This window comes from Vibrio sinaloensis (assembly GCF_023195835.1).
GTDB lineage: Bacteria > Pseudomonadota > Gammaproteobacteria > Enterobacterales > Vibrionaceae > Vibrio > Vibrio sinaloensis_C.
The window spans coordinates 1,275,631-1,297,238 of the sequence record NZ_CP096199.1 but is presented as its reverse complement, the minus strand read 5'-3'; the positions used below and the strand labels follow the sequence as shown (position 1 = coordinate 1,297,238).

At 48.1% G+C, this 21,608-nt stretch carries 12 protein-coding genes; 3 read left to right on the top strand and 9 right to left on the bottom strand.

Annotated features, from left to right (window positions below):
* The first annotated feature begins 301 nt into the window (after positions 1 to 301).
* On the top strand, positions 302 to 814 hold the full coding sequence (locus MTO69_RS05995) for a glycine cleavage system protein R (protein ID WP_248332707.1): 513 nt from the start codon (positions 302 to 304) through the stop codon (positions 812 to 814).
* A 38-nt stretch (positions 815 to 852) separates the two neighbouring features.
* Here the strand turns inward: MTO69_RS05995 and nspC are convergent, their stop codons facing one another.
* From nspC to MTO69_RS05975, 4 genes are all read right to left on the bottom strand, one after another.
* A complete protein-coding gene (nspC, locus tag MTO69_RS05990) occupies positions 853 to 1,992 on the bottom strand; it encodes a carboxynorspermidine decarboxylase (RefSeq protein WP_248332694.1) in 1,140 nt (379 codons plus the stop codon).
* A 192-nt stretch (positions 1,993 to 2,184) separates the two neighbouring features.
* Positions 2,185 to 3,438, bottom strand: a complete 1,254-nt coding sequence (locus MTO69_RS05985; RefSeq protein ID WP_248332644.1) for a carboxynorspermidine synthase — start codon at positions 3,436 to 3,438, stop codon at positions 2,185 to 2,187.
* 14 nt (positions 3,439 to 3,452) lie between these two features.
* Positions 3,453 to 6,338 carry a pyridoxal phosphate-dependent class III aminotransferase gene (locus MTO69_RS05980; protein ID WP_248332630.1) on the bottom strand — a complete coding sequence of 962 codons (2,886 nt, stop codon included), beginning with the start codon at positions 6,336 to 6,338 and terminating at the stop codon, positions 3,453 to 3,455.
* Between the two features lie 514 nt (positions 6,339 to 6,852).
* Positions 6,853 to 12,168 (bottom strand): VCBS domain-containing protein, encoded by a 5,316-nt coding sequence (locus MTO69_RS05975; RefSeq protein WP_248332618.1) that lies wholly within the window; start codon positions 12,166 to 12,168, stop codon positions 6,853 to 6,855.
* Between the two features lie 268 nt (positions 12,169 to 12,436).
* Between MTO69_RS05975 and MTO69_RS05970 the strand changes: the two genes are divergently transcribed.
* Both MTO69_RS05970 and MTO69_RS05965 read left to right on the top strand, forming a co-directional pair.
* Entirely contained in the window at positions 12,437 to 13,777 is a 1,341-nt protein-coding gene (locus tag MTO69_RS05970) for a TolC family outer membrane protein (RefSeq protein WP_248332584.1), read from the top strand.
* Between the two features lies 1 nt (position 13,778).
* Positions 13,779 to 14,393: an OmpA family protein gene (locus MTO69_RS05965; protein WP_432715647.1), complete on the top strand. Its 615-nt coding sequence runs from the start codon at positions 13,779 to 13,781 to the stop codon at positions 14,391 to 14,393.
* Between the two features lie 64 nt (positions 14,394 to 14,457).
* On the opposite strand, the gene nhaA is transcribed toward MTO69_RS05965, so the two are convergent.
* The 5 genes from nhaA to MTO69_RS05940 all read right to left on the bottom strand — a co-directional run bounded on the left by nhaA (position 14,458) and on the right by MTO69_RS05940 (position 21,605).
* A complete protein-coding gene (nhaA, locus tag MTO69_RS05960) occupies positions 14,458 to 15,642 on the bottom strand; it encodes a Na+/H+ antiporter NhaA (RefSeq protein ID WP_248332517.1) in 1,185 nt (394 codons plus the stop codon).
* A 239-nt stretch (positions 15,643 to 15,881) separates the two neighbouring features.
* The gene (locus MTO69_RS05955) at positions 15,882 to 16,994 is read right to left on the bottom strand and encodes a lipocalin-like domain-containing protein (protein WP_432715646.1); all 1,113 of its coding nucleotides are present in this window, start codon (positions 16,992 to 16,994) and stop codon (positions 15,882 to 15,884) included.
* A gap of 12 nt (positions 16,995 to 17,006) precedes the next feature.
* On the bottom strand, positions 17,007 to 19,460 hold the full coding sequence (locus MTO69_RS05950; RefSeq protein ID WP_248332499.1) for an ABC transporter permease: 2,454 nt from the start codon (positions 19,458 to 19,460) through the stop codon (positions 17,007 to 17,009).
* Positions 19,441 to 20,112, bottom strand: coding sequence for an ABC transporter ATP-binding protein (locus MTO69_RS05945; protein WP_248332472.1), 672 nt, complete (start codon positions 20,110 to 20,112; stop codon positions 19,441 to 19,443). The genes MTO69_RS05950 and MTO69_RS05945 overlap by 20 nt, the downstream gene beginning before the upstream one ends.
* A 122-nt stretch (positions 20,113 to 20,234) precedes the next feature.
* A complete protein-coding gene (locus MTO69_RS05940) occupies positions 20,235 to 21,605 on the bottom strand; it encodes an MATE family efflux transporter (protein WP_248332442.1) in 1,371 nt (456 codons plus the stop codon).
* Positions 21,606 to 21,608 lie beyond the last annotated feature (3 nt).

The window sequence follows — 21,608 nt, the reverse complement described above, 5'->3', positions numbered from 1 at the left end:
TCAAAAATGTGCGATAGCCAGCCCTTAGTATTCCAGACAAGTAGCTATACCCTTGCCCAGATCTTTATCGAACGGATAAGTGCGCATTTCAAGTTGAAACACGACTCTTAGATACGTTCTTTTTTGTGCTCACAGTATAATATTGATAATGCTACCAAGGCATTAGGTTCAAAAGTTGATTTACATCAAACCTAGAAGTACCCGCTCTTCTACACTGAACTTAGGCACCAATCAGTTTTCCAGTTTGCGCCGCTGAAAAGATTGGTATGCAGTCTCTACTTCAGCGCTAGGAGGCCCCACTATGAACAGTACATTCATCGCAACCTTTGTCGGACGTGCGACACCCGCAACCATAAAACAATTGGCTGCCATCACCCATGAAAATGGCGGTAAATGGCTTATCAGTAAAGTTAACTTCATTGAAGATCAAGTCGCAGCTGTCATTAAGATTGAACTGCCTGCATCCAACACGGACATAGTTAAAGAGGCGTTCAGCTCTCATCCAGATCTCACGGTCCAGTTTACCGATTCAGACACAGGTGCGCACAATGCCGAGACCATCTATCAACTCAGACTCGACGCTAACGATCGCGCCGGTATTGTCAACGAAATCACCCATGTACTCGACGGGCAAGGGATCAATATCCTTGATATGGACTGCCAACGCGTGTTCATCGCCGGCGGCGGTGGGGTCAGCTCTAGCCTGTTTACCGCAAACCTGGCTATTCGAATTCCAGAGCAAGTCGATATCAATGATGTCGCCAACGAACTCGAATCACTGAGTGAAGACACCCGAGTTCTGGTTGAAAGTTGATAGCAAAAGAGAGCGAACATCGCTCTCTTTTCTTTTAATTACTTAACACTCCACTGCGACAGTGAGCGTTTGAAATCTGTATAGTCAAACTCGTTGAGTTTTTGAATTTCTCCACTGGTTCGCTCACAGTAAACTGACGGCATACGTAAACCGTTAAACCAATTTAACTTGACCATAGTGTATCCTGCGCTGTCCATGATATGGAGGCGTTGACCGATTTCTAACGGCTTATCGAAATTCGCCACACAGAATTGGTCCCCTGCCAAACAAGAACATGAACCGATCACATACTCATGTTCACCACTCTCGTTCGCTTCTGCAATCGACGCTGGCTCGTTGTAGATCAAAGTATCTAGTCGGTGCGCTTCCGTGGCAGAGTCGACAATCGCCGTCTTCTTAACGTTTTCGACAATATCGACAACAGTTACCACCAAATCCGTCGTTTTGGTGATGATCGCTTCACCAGGTTCTAGGTACATTTGCACACCATGCTTTTCAGCAAAGGCTTTCAGTGCTATACCCAGTTTGTCGATGTCATAACCCGGCCATGTAAAGAACACACCGCCACCCATGCTGACCCAATCCAGTTTGTCCAAGTACTGTCCAAACTGCTCTGAGATGGAGTCCAACAGACCAATAAATGCATCGACATCTTTGTTCTCACAGTTCATGTGGAACATCACGCCATCAATGCCATCGAAAATTTCTGGTTTGATGTGGTCGGCTTGAACGCCAAGACGTGAAAATTGACGCGCTGGGTTAGCCAAATCTTGACCAGCATAGCTCACACCTGGGTTTAAGCGTAAACCAAGAGACGCCTTGCCTTCCACAATATGGCGGTAAGCAGCGAGTTGTGATTGTGAATTAAAGATCATCTTGTCACAGATATCGGCAACTTCACGCACGTCATCTTCACTGTAACCAACGCTGTAAGCGTGCGTTTCACCACCAAACGTTTCATGGCCAAGCTTCACCTCAAATGGACCAGAGCTGGTTGTACCATCTAAGTAGGGCTTGATGATGTCAAAGACACCCCATGTGGAAAAGCACTTCAGCGCCAATACGAGCTTCACGCCCGAAATCTCTTTCAACTGTTTCGCTTTCTCAAGGTTCTCAATCAACTTATCTTCGCTGATCATGAAGTACGGGGTTTTAAGTTCTTCTTTGTGAAATGTCATTTTATGTACTCAAACAGTCTCTAGAGATGAAAAAGGATAAATAGAAGGTTGGTGTCATTTACTTTGATTTTGTCCTGTCTGAACGAAGTGAGTTACAAAAACAAAGTAAATGATACCTTTCCATAAAGGTATTAATAAGTAAGAAGGGAACAGTCATTGTCCCCTTCAATCCACTGTTGAACAGTTCAATGCTTATTTCTTAAGCTCATGAATTACTGGTAGACCTTGACCCGCTTCAAGCTCTTGAACATGCCAATCGAGACCAATGCTTGGCATCGTTTCTAGGAACGGATCTGGGTCCAGTTGCTCCATGTTGAATACGCCTTTATCTGCCCACTTACCACGGAAGAACTGAAGTGCCGCCGTAATAGCCGGAACACCTGTGGTGTAAGAGATCGCTTGGTGCTCAACGTCTTGATACGCCACTTCATGGTCAGCGTTGTTGTAGATAAACACACTACGCTCTTTACCATCTTTCTTACCTTGCACCCAAGTACCGATACAGGTTAACCCTGTGTAACCCGGAGCCAAAGATGTTGGATCTGGCAATAGCGCTTTAAGAACGTGCAGAGGCTGTACCACAGTACCGTCATGCAAGGTTAATGGATCTGGGCTTAGTAAGCCGATATCACGCATCACATTGAAGTAGTTTAGGTAGCGGTCGCCAAAGCCCATCCAAAATTCAATACGCTTGGCTGGAATAAACTCCTGCATTGAACGCACTTCATCGTGTGCCATCGAGTACACCTTGTGCGTACCACAGTTCGGGAAATCAAACTCAAGCATGCGTGAATGACAAGGTACTTGCTTCCACTCGCCATTCTCCCAATAGAAAGAGTCACCTTGGATCTCTAACATGTTGGTTTCAGGGTCAAAGTTAGTCGCAAACTTCTTGCCATGATCGCCAGCGTTCACATCCATGACATCGATGCTGTCGATCTCATCAAATAGATGCTTAACCGCATACGCAGCAAACACCGAAACAACACCCGGATCAAAACCCGCGCCAAGAATACCTGTAATGCCTGCTTCAGCAAACTTTTCACGGTAACCCCATTGCCAATCGTAAGCTTGCGGAACCTGCTGACCTTCACTACACAAATCAACGGCAACGGACGTGTCTAGGTACGACACCTTGGTTTGGTAACACGCTTCCATAATCGACATGTTGACCCATGGAGGACCCGCATTGATCACTAAATCAGGCTGAACTTCTTTAATAAGAGCAACGAGTGACTCTACGTCGTCAGCATTGACCGCACGAGCTTCTAGCTTGTTAGAGGTATCTTTCAGATTATTTTTTTTCTGAATAGATTCAATGATTTTTTCACACTTGCCCACGGTACGTGAAGCGATGGTGATATCACCCAGAACGTCGTTGTTTTGCGCTGCTTTATGTGCCACTACCCAGCCAACGCCGCCTGCACCAATTTGTAGAATTGCCATAGTATTCGTTACCTTTATTTCGCTAGCTCAACCGCTAGAGCATTGATTTTATTTAGCAAAGATTCGAAGTCCGAAATCTTCAAGCAAGGGTTTAAAATTGTGAATTTCAGTGCTGCCTGACCATCCACAACGGTCTCTCCAAGCACAGCCACGCCTCGCGTGAGTGCTTCGAGCCTTAGAGTTTTGTTTAGTTGGTCGAGGTCACAGTCCTTTTGCACTGCGCGGAATAGCACCGTCGACAATGCTGGTTCAGCCAACAATTCAAAACTGTCGTTGTTGCGAACCAGATTAGCCACTTGTTGGGTTTGTGCCAGCAAGTGATCGTACATTTCCCCTAACACCGCAGGCCCAACGCTTTGCATTGTCATAAACACTTTCAGAGCATCAAAACGTTTGGTGGTCGCGATAGACTTGTCGACCAAGTTCGGCAACTCATCGTGTTCGCGGTTTAGGTAGTCGGCATGGTGCAGCAAAAACTTAAAGTTCGCTTTATCATTCACCAACAGCGCACCACAGCTTATTGTTTGGTAGAACAACTTGTGGAAATCAACGCTCACCGATGATGCGCGTTCGACACCTTTAAGGCGCGGCTTATGGCTGCTAAGAATTAAAGCACCGCCGTAAGCGCCATCAACATGCATCCACATCTGGTGCTTGTTGGCCATATCCGCAATAAAGTCGAGATCATCAATCGCGCCATGATCGGTGGTGCCTGCGGTACCAACAATCGCAAACGGGATTAAACCTTCAGCTTTTGCTTGCTCAATCACAGCATCGAGCTGGCTCACATCCATAGTGCCATCAGCGTTAGCATCAACCGCTAAAATCGCCTTTTCGCCCAATCCCATCCATGACGCCGACTTTTGCACGGTAAAGTGCGACTTCTTCGAACAGACTATGCGCAGCTTATCGGCGTAATCCGGCAGGCCGAGCTTTTGAATCGAGTGGCCGCTTAGCCTATCGGCAATCCAATCCCGGGCTAACATCAGCCCCATTTGGTTGCTCTGGGTGCCGCCACTGGTGAAAATACCATCTGATTTTTCACCCAATTCGTACTTATCACACAGCCAATCCACCACCTTTTGCTCTACGTAAGTGGCAGAAGACGCTTGATCCCATGAATCCATCGATTGATTCAATGCAGCAATCATGGCTTCTGCAGCAACAGCAGGCATCAGCGGCGGAGTATGCAAGTGAGCAATACAATCCGGATGCTGGGTAAATATCGCATTCTTGGCCACTAAGTCGGCGGTACTCCCAATCACATCAACCAGAGATGCTTGATTGTTATCGAGGTCAACGGCTTTGATCGCCTGTTCAAGTTGCTTCGGCTCAAGACCGGAGTATGGCGCGTCAACTTGTTCAAAAACGGATTTCATCGCCGCGGTGGTGTGGTTCATCACCTTAGCAAACTCATCACTGCCCATCTCACCGGTATGGATAAAGTGCTGCTTCCAACTCTGATTTACCTGCTCTGCGCTTAGTTTATTGGCACCAGCGACTAACATGGCTTCTTCTAGCACACGCAAAGCAAAGTCAATCTGCTCAAAAGAGATGATCAGTGGTGGCAGAAAACGGATCACCGAACCATCGCGGCCGCCCTTCTCTACCATCAAGCCGCGCTCAAGCGCAGCACGTTGAATTTTCAGCGTGAGCTCACCATCTGAAACTGGCTCACCAAACTGGTTGAGTTCACTACCCGGTTTACGAATTTCGACACCCAGCATCAAGCCTTTGCCACGCACTTCAGCAATACAGTCAAGGCGCCTTTGCATCGCCTCTAAACCATGACGAAGATACTGGCCAGCGATATTCGCATGCTCAACCAAGTTGTCACGTTGAATGATCTCCAGCGCTTTCGCGCCCGATACCATGGCCAGTTGGTTACCACGGAAGGTGCCAGTATGTTCACCTGGTTTCCAGGTGTCGTGCTGCTTGTTGATCACTAGCAGTGACATTGGCATTCCGCCGCCAATCGCTTTCGACAAACAAAGGATATCAGGCACGATTTCCGCTTCTTCAAAAGCGAAGTTGTAACCCGTTTTGCCTACACCACATTGGATCTCGTCAAAGATAAGTAGGATGCCATGCTCATCACAGATACGGCGCAACTCACGCAACCAGAATGCAGGGGCCGGAATCACACCGCCCTCACCTTGTACTGGCTCAACGACAATCGCAGCTGGCTTCATAATGCCCGCTTCATCGTCATGCAGTAAACGCTCGATGTAACGAATGCTGGCTTTGGCGCCTTCGTCTCCACCTAAACCAAATGGACAGCGAAGGTTGTATGGGAATGGCATAAAGTGTACATCTGACATCAAGCCTGTGCGACGCGCTTTGGTGCCTAAGTTGCCCATCATTCCCATGGTACCGTTGGTCATACCATGGTAAGCCCCGCGAAACGCAAACATGGTGTTGCGACCCGTTGTCTGCTTAGCAAGTTTAATCGCGGCTTCTACTGCATCTGCGCCCGATGGGCCACAAAATTGAATAACGCAATTGTTACCAAGCTGATCGGGTAAGAAGGCTTTAACTGCTTGAATAAAGTCAGTTTTCGCTTTGGTCGCGATGTCTAACGTTTGATACGGCAGTCCGCTGTCTAGCTGATCTTTTAAGGCTTGGCTGATCTCTGGGTGGTTGTAGCCCAAAGCCAGTGTCCCCGCGCCAGCAAGACAGTCGAGAAAGAGTTGTCCGCGTGTGTCTTCGACCAAGGCGCCATAAGCTTGCTTAATGGCAATCGGTAAGCGACGCGGATAAGAACGCACCGCAGATTCATGTTGCTCTTGGTCGATAAGAACTTCATCTGGAGTAAGGTCGTAAGTGCCTTCCAGAACTGGAACCTGAGTAGAAAAAGGGGTTGCGACAACAGTGTTATCGACTTCAAAGGCTGTGCTCATGATTAATCCCTTGAAATATAAATCACTCCCCTAATCAGAAACCAAATCTGGAAAGAGGGTAAAGCAAAAGGTCACGCTAATCGAAACTAGCGAGTACGACAGATCGCTCCATCAAAAAGATGGACTATATAACGAGTAATAGAATCAAGGTTCAGTAATGCAACTGTCTTGTAAAACAGGGCATTGAGGAAGAACTAAGCTGATTAATGGTTGTTTGTTAAGTGAGTTCAATGTTGGGTTTCCCATTCATATGCCGCAAAGCGACAACAGTATCCCGTCTATCGACAAAAGGACTTGCCGATACCTACCCTACGTGACAACACTCAGCCCGAATGTCATCTCGCGTATCCCCCAGAATGTCTTCGTGACTCCTCTCCGAGATTGCGGCGAAAATTATCATAGAAAGCGGCGCAGTGGCAATAATAATTTGTCGTCTCAAAGCAAATTATTTATCTATCTATCAAAACAAAAGCTGGCCAATGAATGGCCAGCTTTTACTCTCGGCTTTTGCTACTTAAACAGTATCGGTTTTGAGTATTTGAGTTAACATCTCCAACTCATTCGTAATACTGTTGTTTTCAATCAGTCCCGCGTCTTCAAACGCACCAGTGACCCCTTCTAAGATGATGGTTTGTGTGCGGCCTTCATCCGAGACACTCATCACCACATCATCACCAGAGACTTGTGCGGATATCGAATCAATCAGATCACCGACCACTACGTTATCGTCCTGCTCTAAGATACCGGTTAGGTCAAGGAAATCGCTACCCAAAGTGAAGTTATCCACGACGTCAGTGCCGTTATCGAGTGTGTCGTCCAGCCAAGTAAACACATTGGCGTTTTCATCGCCCAACATCACTTGATTGCCCAAATCGGCATCAAGACTATCGCCTTGTTCCGCAGACAGAACTTGATACTCAGGTGACTCCGAAACATCGATAGTGACCGTCGATTCATTACTGACCGCTAAATCTGAGTCAACCGCTACATAATCAAAGGTCACATCTTCCGTAATTTCTTGTGTACCTGATAGATAGCGCAACTCCCAGTTTCCTCCCGTTGATGACATCTCCATATTGACGATAGGATTGTCAGGTGATGAGTAGCTAAACTCGTACAAGATCTGGTCATTGCCCACATCGCCCTCGTCTTTCTGATACTGCTCGACGTGCTTGGTGCCATCCGCCAAAGTATAAGTCACTTCAACATAAACATTACTGTTGGTATTGAACGAGCCACCCATACCATCAAGGCCGAACGTGACCACATCCAAGGGGTTATCACTGAGATCGACAATTAATGTCTCTTGTTTGTTGAGACCATTACCGTCGCTATCCCCAATACCCCACCCTACATGAGGCTGTTTACCTGTGTACTGTTTGAATGCTTTGTCGTTATTGTCATCGAGTGAAATGGTAATTGTGTTGCCGTTTTCTAGGGTGATCAGGCGTTCAGTGTCGCTCACCGCAACACCCCAGTTGTAGAATCCATCATCACCCAGAACGATCTCACTTGGATCGCCGCTAAAGCCCATTTCAAACGGGTCACCTTGCCCTGGGACATAACTAAAGTTATTAGGGTCAAAGAGTTTCGCAGGGTCAATGGCTTCGCCTAGGGTATGAAGGTCAGCTTGTGTGATCACACGAGTGTCACCAAAATCATCGGTGTAAAGCAAAGTGCCGTATTTCGGCAACGAGGTCAGCATGATGTTCAACTCGACATTGTTAAAGTCATCGTCCTCATCTGAAATATGGTCGAGGGTTGGATCACTCGAATCGAACACCAATGGGACATATATCGCACTGCCCGCATCAACATTAAAGTCTTCCGTCACCGGCAACTCATTGACATTAAGCTCCGACAACTCAACCGTAATGTCGGTAGATTGTTGATCGCCAAACCCATCAACTTCAGTCGCTGTGACAACTAAGGTGTGGGTGTTTGCCAGCGCCTCGTAATTGTTGGTGAACGCCAAGACCCCTGCAGCCGTCAAGCTGATGTTACCGTTACTTGAGTCTATGGCAAACAGTGGCTGATTGGCATCATTAAACACGTTAGTTTTGATGCTGTAGGTGACGGCTTCGCCATCAGCATCGGTCGCGGAGACGCTACCAATCACATAGTCGGCATTGTTGTTTTCAAAGTAAGAAAATGCGTACTTATCACCATCATTCGGATCAAACTCTGGCGCATTGTCATCCAGATTGACCTCATCGAGATTGACGGTGACGTCAGTGGTTTTCACTCCGCCCAAACCATCGACTTCGGTGGCGGTGACCACGATGTCGTGCATATTGCCCAGTACTTCATAGTCGTTGGTAAACGCGGTCACACCGGCCGCAGTTAAACTGATTTCGCCGCTTTGGGCGTCGATTTCAAACAGGGGCTGGTTAGCATCATTGAGCACGTTAGTTTTGATGCTATAGGTGACCGCTTCGCCATCGGCGTCAGCCGCAGACACGCTGCCAATCACATACGACTCAAGCGAGTTTTCATCATAAGTGAAGCTGTATTCCCCATTATCATCGGTGCCGGTGAAGATGGGCGCGTTGTCATCCAGGTTGACCTCGTCAAGGTTGACGGTGACGTCAGTGGTTTTCACTCCGCCCAAACCATCCACTTCAGTGGCAGTGACCACGATGTCGTGCATATTGCCCAGCACTTCATAGTCATTGGTAAACGCCTCAACACCAGCCGCGGTCAAACTGATCTGCCCGCTTTGCGCGTCGATTTCAAACAGGGGCTGGTTAGCATCATTGAGCACGTTAGTTTTGATGCTATAGGTGACCGCTTCGCCGTCAGCGTCAGCCGCAGACACAGTACCAATCACATACGATTCGAGCGAGTTTTCATCATAAGTGAAGCTGTATTCACCATTATCATCGGTGCCTGTGAAGATGGGCGCGTTATCATCGAGGTTGACCTCATCAAGATTGACGGTAACGTCGGTGGTTTTCACTCCGCCCAAACCATCCACTTCAGTGGCAGTGACCACGATGTCGTGCATATTGCCCAGCACTTCATAGTCGTTGGTAAACGCGGTCACACCGGCCGCGGTTAAACTTATCTCCCCGCTTTGGGCGTCGATTTCAAATAACGGCTCGTTGGCATCATTGAGCACGTTGGTTGTAATGCTGTAGGTGACCGCTTCGCCATCGGCGTCAGCCGCAGACACAGAACCAATCACATACGATTCGAGCGAGTTTTCATCATAAGTGAAGCTGTATTCCCCATTATCATCGGTGCCGGTGAAGATGGGCGCGTTGTCATCGAGGTTGACCTCATCGAGATTGACGGTCACGTCAGTGGTTTTCACTCCGCCCAAACCATCCACTTCGGTGGCGGTGACCACAATGTCGTGCATATTGCCCAGCACTTCATAATCGTTGGTAAACGCCTCAACACCAGCCGCGGTCAAACTGATCTGCCCGCTTTGGGCGTCGATTTCAAACAGGGGCTGGTTAGCATCATTAAGCACGTTAGTTTTGATGCTGTAGGTGACCGCTTCGCCGTCAGCGTCAGCGGCAGACACAGTACCAATCACATACGATTCGAGCGAGTTTTCATCATAAGTAAAGCTGTATTCCCCATTATCATCGGTACCGGTGAAGATGGGCGCGTTGTCATCCAGGTTGACCTCATCGAGATTGACGGTGACGTCGGTGGTTTTCACCCCGCCCAAGCCATCGACTTCGGTGGCGGTGACCACGATGTCGTGCATATTGCCCAGCACTTCATAGTCGTTGGTAAACGCGGTCACACCGGCCGCAGTTAAACTGATCTCCCCGCTTTGGGCGTCGATTTCAAACAGGGGCTGGTTAGCATCATTAAGCACGTTAGTTTTGATGCTATAGGTGACCGCTTCGCCGTCGGCGTCAGCCGCAGACACAGTACCAATCACATACGATTCGAGCGAGTTTTCATCATAAGTGAAGCTGTATTCCCCATTATCATCGGTACCGGTGAAGATGGGCGCGTTGTCATCCAGGTTGACCTCATCGAGATTGACGGTGACGTCGGTGGTTTTCACCCCGCCCAAGCCATCGACTTCGGTGGCGGTGACCACGATGTCGTGCATATTGCCCAACACTTCATAATCGTTGGTAAACGCCTCAACACCAGCCGCGGTTAAACTGATTTCGCCACTTTGGGCGTCGATTTCAAACAGGGGCTGGTTAGCATCATTAAGCACGTTAGTTTTGATGCTATAGGTGATCGCTTCGCCGTCAGCGTCAGCGGCAGACACGGTACCAATCACATACGATTCGAGTGAGTTTTCATCATAAGTGAAGCTGTATTCCCCATTATCATCGGTGCCGGTGAAGATGGGCGCATTGTCATCCAGGTTGACCTCATCAAGATTGACGGTGACGTTGGTGGTTTTCACCCCGCCCAAGCCATCGACTTCGGTGGCGGTGACCACGATGTCGTGCATATTGCCCAGCACTTCATAGTCGTTGGTAAACGCCTCAACACCAGCCGCAGTTAAACTGATTTCGCCGCTTTGGGCGTCGATTTCAAACAGGGGCTGGTTATCATCATTGAGCACGTTAGTTTTGATGCTGTAGGTGACCGCTTCGCCGTCCGCGTCTGCGGCAGACACGCTACCAATCACATACGACTCGAGTGAGTTTTCATCATAAGTGAAGCTGTACTCGCCATTATCATCGGTACCGGTGAAGATTGGCGTATTGTCATCAAGGTTGACTTCGTTTAAGAACACATCGACATCAACAGATTGCGGCTCGCCAATACCATCACCTTCGGTTACCGTTACCACCAGTTGGTGCGCGTTAGACAGCAGCTCAAAATCGTTCACGTAGGAAGCAGCGCCCGCTTCAGTTAAACTAATTTCCCCGCTTTCAGCATCGATTTGAAATAAATCTTCGCCCTGTTCATTTTGAATATTGGTCGAAATGCTGAAAATCAATACTTGGTTATCTGGGTCAATGGCAGCAACCTGACCGATTGGCGCTCCCGCGGCAGTATTCTCTGGAATATCGAAGGTGTAGGCGCCATTTTCAAAACTTGATGGCACAGCGACTTCCGCACCTTCACCACCAAAACTGTCCGTTGAGACGAATTGTGGTAAGTCGTTAGTACCATTGATCGTCACCGTCACACTACCCACAGTGCCATCTGCAGACTGGATTGGAAAAACATCCGAAACAGAATCGCCAACGTTGAGTTCATCGAAAGCACTATTGGCGACGTAGGTCCAATTACCATCGACGTCAATCGAGAACACACCATTGTCACCCGCGACGTTCTCTTGAACAATAAATGCTGGCAGATCAGTTTCGGTCGCCTCAATCGAGCCATTAATTGTCCACGCTACATCGGTTTCAAACACAGACACCGAGTCTTGTCCGACAAACACGGCTTGCGCGACGAGATCAAGCAGAGCCAAGCTTTGCGTCTCAGACAGCCCTTGCGACTCCAGACCAGTGGTATCAAATTGTGTTTCAGCAAGCGACTCAGCACCGGTTCGCTCAATCGCTCCAGTAGTCGTGAGACTGGACCCATTTTGCCCCCCCGCCGCAGTGGCGAAATCATCATTCAGCGTCGGATCGACCCCTTGCTCAATCTGCTCAACAATCGCTGCGATTTCGTTGTCAAGATCAAGTCCAAGCCCCTGATTATCCTCTCCAAATAGTTGTGCTTCAATAATACCGGCATCAGCCTCAGCCGTTGTATCTTGACCGACTGTCACCACAACCTCTCCTGGTGCTGGCACCTCTCCAGGAAGCAATGCACGGATTTCCCCGTTGACATCGATGACCACACTTGTTTTCGCGAGCATCAATGTTGCAAGACTGTTCGCATTCATAACCCAGTTCCCCTGCTGCGTCTATGCGAATAACTCTGCCCACCCAGCCAAGAGTAAAAAATTCGCATACCCCTACAACCTAAAAACTAGACCCACCACTACTGACAATCTAGTAAATAGCAAAAAAGTCCTAACGAAATATGCAATACGATTAAAACTTTTGGGTGATTTTATTGATGAGAAACTCACAAAAACGCTAGGTGTCGACTAAGCTTTTGATACCTAGCTTAGGGGCTATGTGCTGCCTACGATCTAAGCTACCCACGTCATGGCACATCACAAGGAGGTCACCTTGAACAGAAACACGCCACTCATAGCAAGCTGCATTGCCATGGCAATATCAATGCCATCCTATGCACAAACTCTCGAACAAGCCGTCGCCACGGCTCTCGCGACCAATCCAGAAATAAAAAGCGCTTACAACCAATTTAGAAGTGCAGTAAAAGAAGCGGATGCGTCAGGTGGCGCTTATCTGCCGAGTTTGGATTTAGATGCGGGTATCGGGTATGAAGGTATCAATCCGGCCAGTTCAACAGGACGGAGAGATACGGACTTAACACGTAAAGAAGCCACAATAAGTCTGACCCAACTATTGTGGGACGGAAATGCAACGCTCAACGATATGGATCGAACGGCGGCTGAAGCAGAATCTGTTCGCTACCAACTGCTCTCTGATGCGTCAGATTTAGCACTCAAAGTGACCGATGTCTATTTAGAGGCAGTAAAAGCAACCGAGGTTTTGGCACTTTCTGAAAGTAACCTCGCCGTTCACAAAGAAATCTACCGCGATATTAAGCGACGAGCCAACTCAGGAATCGGCTCAACAGCAGACGTCACTCAAGTAGAGGCACGTATCGCCAAAGCGCACGGTAATTTACTTGCCGCGCAAAACAATTTGATCGATACCCATACTCAGTTCACTCGCTTGGTCGGTCAAGCGCCGCTTGGACTTATCTACCCAAGAGCCGATGAATCAAAGTTGCCACTTTCGCTTTCTGATGCATTAGTTGACGCGTTTGATAAGCACCCGGTCATCCGCGTATCTCTGGTTGACGTTGACTCTGCACGCTTTCAATACGAACAGTCGAAAGGCAACTTCTATCCGACTTTCTCAATCGAGGCAAGCCATGGTTGGCGCGACGATGCGGGCGGTGACCGCGGTCAACGCGATGAAACATTAGCGATGCTGCGCATGCGCTACAACTTATACAACGGTGGCTCGGACGGCGATCTTTCTGAACGTGCGGCATACCAACTCAATCAGGCCAAGGATCTTAGAGATAACGCCTACCGACAAGTCGAAGAAAGCTTACGCTTATCTTGGAGCGCTTTAGACCTTACCTTACAACAGAAAAACTTTCTCGCCGACCATGTTGACTCAGCATCGGAAACCGTTATCGCGTACCAAAAGCAATATCGAATCGGCCAACGTACCCTGTTGGACCTACTCAACACCGAGAACGAGCTGTTTGAAGCACGTAAAGACTATCTCGACGCGCACTACGCAGAGCAATACGCTAAATATCGAGTCATGAATGCGACAGGTAATTTACTTGATGCGCTGTTAGTTGATACACCAAAAGAGTGGGCACAGCCAGTGGAGTATTGATATGAAGATGAAACAACTGATCCCATACGCTTTGGTGACTGTGATTCCATGCGCAGCAGTCTATGCCGAAGATGAGTATGATTACATAGCAACACCAACTGCAGAACAAATTTCAGATCTGACTGATGATGATAGAGATGGTGTGGTCAACGCTCGAGATCTATGCCCAGGAACGCCAGTAGGTGCACAGGTGGATAATGATGGCTGTGGTGTTGCCATCACTGAGCAAGAAGAACGCGAACTGCGCATTCTCTTTGCTAATAATTCTTATGAAATCAACCCGATCTTTGCCAATCAAATCCAAACTATGGCTGAGTTTCTCAAGCGATATCAATCCGCTTCGATTCAGATCCAAGGCTATGCAAGTAAAGTCGGTGACCCTGAGTACAACCTTGAGCTGTCGAAGAAACGAGCGAATGCAGTACAAGATCAGCTCCTCTCTTACGAGATCGATCCCGACCGTGTCGCGATTGTGGGCTACGGCGAGGACAGGCTAGAAGCAGAAGGTGATGATGAAACCTCTCACGCTCTAAACCGACGCGTAACCGCCAAGGTAGTTGGCCTAAAAGAGGAAGTCGTAGAAGAATGGACAATCTTTAGCGTCATTGAAAAATAATACTAATCAGGAATAAAAAAGCGCTGCCAAATGTGGAGCGCTTTTTTGTTGCCATCAAACTGTATTAGTGATGGTTTACCTGTGTTTCACTGGTTTCTGCGTTGGCGACTTTTTTCGGTAGCGATGCTCTCAATAAACCATAGCCCAGCACTGCTGCGGTGGTAGAACCCATTAGGATTCCAAGTCTCGCGTAGGTATCGAACTCAGCAGCTACTGAACCGAACGCAAGTGAAGAGATGAAGATCGACATGGTAAAGCCGATACCACATAACACAGACACGGCGAAGATGTGCTTAAAGTTAATGCCCTCTGGCAATCTAGCGATACCCGCTTTCACCGCTAGCCAACTGAATGAGAAGATGCCAAGAGGCTTACCAATTAGAAGGCCAAGAGCAATGCCTAATGGCAGCATCGAGGTCAATCCGCTGATTGAGACACCCTCTAATGAGATTCCAGCGTTAGCGAATGCGAATAGAGGTAAGATACCAAACGCAACATACGGGTGCAGCGCATGTTCCATGTGTTTTAGCGGTGAGTGCTCTCCCTCTTTGCCTTTCAACGGAATAGCGAAACCGATCACAACACCCGCCAAAGTAGCGTGGACACCTGACTTAAGCACCGCAAACCACAAGATGGCACCAACGATCATGTACGGCGTTAATTTGGTGACTTGCTTGGCGTTCAAAGCAAACAGGGCAGCAGTCATAGCAAAGCCTACCGCCAGCGCAAGTGTAGACAACTCTCCGGTGTAGAACAGAGCAATAATGACAACCACGCCTAGGTCATCAATGATTGCTAACGCAAGCAAGAATACCTTTAAGCTAACAGGGACACGGTTTCCTAGCAGTGCCATGATCCCCAATGCAAACGCAATGTCTGTAGCAGCAGGAATCGCCCAACCTTGCAGGGCTTGCGAGTCATTGTAGTTGAACAATACGTATACTAATGCGGGCGCTAACATCCCCCCCACTGCTGCAATGGCAGGGAAAATAGCGGTTTCTTTTGATTTAAGTGCGCCTTCAAGTAGTTCACGTTTGACTTCCAAACCGATGATCAGGAAGAAAACAGCCATTAAGCCGTCGTTAATCCAGTGCGAGACCGACATGCCAAACACATAAGTGTGTAAAAAACCTTGGTATGCTGCATTGAGATCCGTATTTGCGATAGTCATTGCAATAGCCGCTGCTATTACAAGAAGAATGCCTCCGGCAGACTCCATTTTAAAGAAATCGCGAATAGCGTCAGTCATGGTAATGCCCTTATATTTATTATGTAAATAAGCGAATAGCAAAGAATAAATAAGAGTGTATAGAGTAAGATAACCTAAGAATAATCGCTTGTTTAGAGCATTAACCTCGGAAATCCCGATAGAAACAACTTCAAACCGCTTATTTTCTTTCATTAATTATAGGCAATGATGGACAATTGCAATAGACAAATAAAAAGGCCACTTCCCATTTGCCGAGAAGTGGCCTTGGTATGATAGGACTAGTAGCCTGTCATCTGCATAAAGCCTTGCGCTTTATGGCTACCCAAAGCATTGACTGGCCCTTCCCAATAAGGAATAACAAACGGTAGCCACAACTCATGATTGACTGCGCGTACGGTAACGTTGATATCTTGCTCTGGTATCAGAACCTGCCACTCGACTGGAATATCTTTACCATTTTTTAGTACTTGGGTCCTGAGTGGCTCAACAGTCAGTTGTTCGTCACTTAGTTTAACGACCTTTCCATCACTCGTCGCAAGAGTCCCAAATAAGTACGGCATCTGCTTATCATGTCGATAACGATTCAACGACAAGGTGGTTTCATTATCTAAGTGCAGAACTAACCAGTCCCAACCTTGCTGACCTTCGGCCAACAAACCGCTGCCCCACTCTTTGCTCATCCATGCTTGCCCCTCAACGCGAATCGGCGTTTGACCATCGAGCTGAATCTCACCGCGTACAGCCAAAAATGGTGCAGTGATGGCGTGCGAAGCGACCGGAAGCAAATCGTGCTTTTTAACGTAGCCATAGTCACCAGGAACCACTAAAGGCCCACGAGTCACAATTTGTAAGTCGAGCTGCAATTGCTCAGTCGCTACTTTAAGTGCACCGGGAAACGGCGTAGTACCCAAAGAGCGCCAAGACCAGTTGTCTATCCATAGCTTGAACGGTTTTTCGGTCATCCCTGCTTGGCCGATGCCACCTCTAGCAATTCGCTGATCTCGCCACACCCTATCTCCATTTGAAATCACAACATTAGCGATATACAACTGTGGATTTAGCCACCCCTGTAAGTTGACATCATGGTGAGCAATGCGGAAGTAGCTCCATTGAATCGCATAGCGCTCACCTTGCTGGTCAACTACATTGGCGAAAAAGTGCCACCACCCGTGTTGGAATTCATAGTGAAACGCAAAATCTCGCGGCACGACAACGGGATTGTCTGGTAAAACGGGCTCAAATATCCGGTCAGAAGCCGAGAGCATAACGTCACTCAGACCATCGGACGGTTTATCGCTCTCCGTCTGAGTTAACACTCCAGAAAAATAGAGGCCTAAAGGCAGAACAATGGTGGCAACGAGTATACTAACAATGGCGTTTCGCTTACTCACATTAACCTCCCGCTATAACGAGTCACGTAGTGACTTCATTGGCGTATTTCTGACCATACGCAGAACAGGTAAGGCACCAGCAAGCATCAAAGAGCACATCGCCAATGCCACCGTATAGAGGTACTCATACGGAATAAATTGCAGTTCTATTGTCCAGCCAAAAGAGTGCTTAATGATGATCTCGACGACTAAGCTGGCCAATGCGAGCCCTAGAGGCATAGCGATCAATATAGAGATCGCGCCAAACACAAACAGCTGCAACCCCCCCATCATGATCAACTCTCTCCCCGACATACCCACACAACGCAGCAACGAGATATGGCGTTGTCTCGACATCTCACCTGCGACGGTGGAGAAAAATATCCCAAACACCGCAATAACTAAGGTTATATTGCCTAGCGAATCTGCAATCGAGAACGTCCGGTCAAACACACGCATTGCTTGTTGGTGTAAATAGCTGGTATCGAATATGCGCTGAGAATCAATGCGGAACATGTTTTCGAGTCTGCGCTGCAACACGTCAGGTTTGGTCTGTGGATCTAACACTACGCCCAAGGCAACGTTGCCGCTGCCTGCAAAAGCATAAAGCCAGTTGCGATGCGAGAGAAGAACTTGGTTGTAGCGGTTACCGTAGTCATAATAAACCCCACTTACGAGCCAACCATCACCGAGCTCTCCGGCCAATTCGATGATATCGCCCGGGCGAATACCGAACTTGAGCGCCATCGATTCACTCACCATTACTGCTTTAGACTGGTGCAAATAGTACCAGTAGTTGGGTATGCCTAGCTTGACCGTCAATGAGTTTAGCTCACCTTCCGATGGGCCTGTACTGGCGACTTGGAGCAAACCTTTATCGGTTTGAATCTCTTTTTCCCAGCGCCACCAAACCGCTTTCACACCAGGTTGTTCACCTAGCCATGAGCTAATTCGAGCGGCTGAATTGCTATTCGGATAGACATACATATCAGCGGCCAATCGTTGATTTAGCCACTTGTCGGTGGTATCACGAAAACTGCCTACCATAGTTTCAATGCCTATGTTCGCCGCCATCGCCAGCATTAGCGCCATAGTGGCAACACCACGATAACTCATGCTGGCTGCCGCATCGGCAAAGAACCAACGTGCTTTAACCCAACGCAGCGAATAGGACAGGCCTTCGAATACGCGCCAAACAATGTACGGTGTGAATAGAGCGACACTGAGCATCATTAATGCAATGATGGCAAAGCCGGATTCTTGGCTTTTAGGCGCTTGATAGATGGCAATCGCCGCCACACAAAACGCACCACTCAGCAAGGCTTGAAAAGTAAACTCTTTACCCGTGAATCGAGTTAAAGATAAGCGTGTGGTTAAACGTGAGGGTTGAGAACGCAACAGTCGTACCAAAGGCCAAGCGCAAGCCGTCACCGCACCCAATATCGACATGGCCAAGCTATACAGACTCGCGTGCCAGCTCCAGTTGACAGACAAGCCCACATTGGCATCGTATAGATCAGCCAAGCTAGCCGATACTGACGGTATTAGCTGCTTCGCCAGTAACATGCCAAACAAGTTGCTGCACAGCCAACTGATGGCTACCAGAACTAATAGCTCTAGCAGTAAGGCTTGGGTCAATTGCCATCCAGAAACGCCGGTTTGACGCAATAACCCGACCAAGCGTTGGCGCTGGATCAACGAGAGTGACATCGCTTGATAGAAGATAAAAAGCCCAACGACAAAGGCTAGCATTCCCATAGCGCTTAGGTTGATATGAAATGCCTGAGTCAGTGATTCTAGTTCGATTTTAGAACTATGACTCAACTCCATCCCATTGGGCAATTTGGAGCGCAAAGCCGCCAAATGTTGGGCAGACATGTCGCTACAGGCGATGATAGAGATTCCTGCACTGCGCTCAATCATTCGCAGCAACGCAATATCAGCGACTACACGGGTGCCGGTAACCAATCCGTCGTCATCTATCAGAATTGGACCTAGAGTCCTGCCATCTTGTAGCTGAATTCTGTCGTTTTCCTTCCAGTTCATGTGGGCAGCGAGTTCACTGCTGACCATCAAGGGATATGGCGGACGCATTAGGGCAAGAGAAGAGAACTGGTTGAGCTGCGCGCCCTGTTTAAAGCGCATCATCGCCGCTGGGTCTATGCCCATTAAATTGATGTCGGTACCATCTACGGTGTTGAGGCGAATGCTTTCAAAGGGCACACACTGATGAAAGCCATCGCGGCGCAACTGCACATAAAAACCTTGAGGAATTTTATTCGGCGCATGTTTTGAACGAATACGATAAGGCAGAGGATTATCAAAAAGTTTTTCGCCATGCTCGTAGCTCATTCGAGCATGATCGTTAATCAGCGTAACGCCCACTAACAGTGAACCGCCCAACGTTAGACCAAGCCAAACAAGAACAATTTGCAGAGGATAACGTCGGTAGTGACCCAGTAATGCCTTAATTACGGGCCATAACATGCAATTGCCCTCCTTGAAGCCTGACTCTTCCCTCCATATGCTGGGCAACACGCTCACTGTGGGTAACCAACAACAATGTGCAATCGAGTTGCTTAGTCAAGGTGGTTAGCAAACGCATTACCGCTTCCGCATTACGTTCGTCCAAACTGCCTGTTGGTTCATCAGCCAACAACAATTTGGGCTCCATATATAAGGCTCGTGCAATTGCTGCTCGTTGCTGTTGCCCGCCTGACACTTCTTCTGGGTAGCGCCCAAGTAAAGGCATGAGATCCAGCGAAGAGAGTATCTGACGCCACAATCCTTGATCTTCAGGTAGACCTTTCAATTGACGACAGAAGCGAATGTTATCGGCGACGTTAAGTGTAGGCAGTAAGTTAAACTGCTGGAAAATAAGGCCAATATTATTTCGGCGAAAGGCAGTGCGCTTCGTCTCTGCCACTTCATGCATCGAAAAATTGGGGAACAATACTTGTCCAGAATCGACCGTATCCAATCCAGCTATCAGGTTGAGTAAAGTACTTTTCCCCGAGCCGCTTTCGCCCATCAAGGCAATTTGCTCGCCTTGTTTCAAAGACAACTCAGCACCTTGTAAAACCGGGTGAAACTCCCCCCCGTCTAGATAGCCTTTACATAGGTCTGTCAGCTGTAACATTGAAACTCTCGAAAACGTAAATTTAGGTGTGTGAATCTACACTAAATCTCACTCTCAAGAAAGCATTTTGGATACTGGATCACAACATATGCACTAAAGCGCTATAAAATGACGCTCAACGTCTAATTTTCGATCAAATTTCGAATCCATTTTTTTGAATGCGTGCGATGAAGTGAACCAAACCACTTGATCAACTCTTCGGTCAAAAACAACAGATAAATCCACTCAGGAGACCAACCAAGGCCGATCGCTGCGAAGGCGGCAAGCGGAATACCAATCAGCCACTGAGCGACAATATCTTGGTAGAGACAAAACTTTACATCGCCTCCTGCACGCAATACGCCAACGATTGTCATCATGGGAACCGAGCGTAATACGATGCTCAGACACAGCACAAACATAAACTTTTCGGCTAACTGGCGGGTTTCGGCGGTTAGTGCGCTAAATGCATCTAAAACCTGGCCTTGTACAAAATAGAGAGCTCCGGCGACTACAATCCCGACTGACAAACTCAGCAAGGTGACGCCGATCGCTTGATAGTAAACCGCTTGGTAGTTTTTCGCGCCGATCTGATTACCGATTAATACTGCAGCAGCATTGGACATACCAATCAAAAGCGCCAGAGATATAGACTCAACGGGGGTCATCACCGACAAAGCGGCCAAGCCCTGGACTCCCGATTGTCCCATGATCGCATGGTAAGCAAATAACCCACCAGCCCAAGCGAGAAAGTTAAACGTCGTTGGTAAGGAAAGTCGTAAAAACTTCACCACACGTTCCACTTCGACCACTTGACGAATATCGCTAATACAAAAGGCGAGCAAGTGCTTTTTCGCGTATAAGTAGCCAAACAGCGTGATAACTTCAATGGCTCCACTCAACACAGTCGCAATGGCTGCACCTTTGATGCCCATGGCAGGAAAGCCGAACTTACCAAAAATCAACACCCAGTTAAGAATGATATTTGAACCGATTCCAATGCCGCTGAAAAACGTGCTGATCCCAGGACGGTGGATCGCTCTAAGGCCAACCGACATACTCGCCACACAAGCAACCGCAAACATGGTAACCGAGGTAATCACCAAATAGTCACTGCCGAGACGGTTAACCTCTGGATCATTAGTGGCTAAGCCCATTATCTGGCTAGGAAATAGAATAAATAGGATTGCTGTCAACGCCGCAAATACGGTGCAAACCAACCAAGTCAGCGCGGTACTCTCACGCACACCCTGCCTATCCCCTGCCCCCCAGTATTGTGCGGTTAGCATCGCTCCACCTGTTGTGACACCGACGAGCATAATTGTGGTCACAAAAGTGGCTCTAGCCGCCACGCCTACCGCTGCAATTTCCGCTTCACCCAGTTGCCCCAACATCAGCACGTCGACCAAGCTGCGACTCGAAAACATAATACTTTGCAACGTGATTGGCATTGCAATAGCCATCAAACGCCGAATAAAGTCGCCGCGTGTATGGTGAAGAACTAGTGACAGCATGGT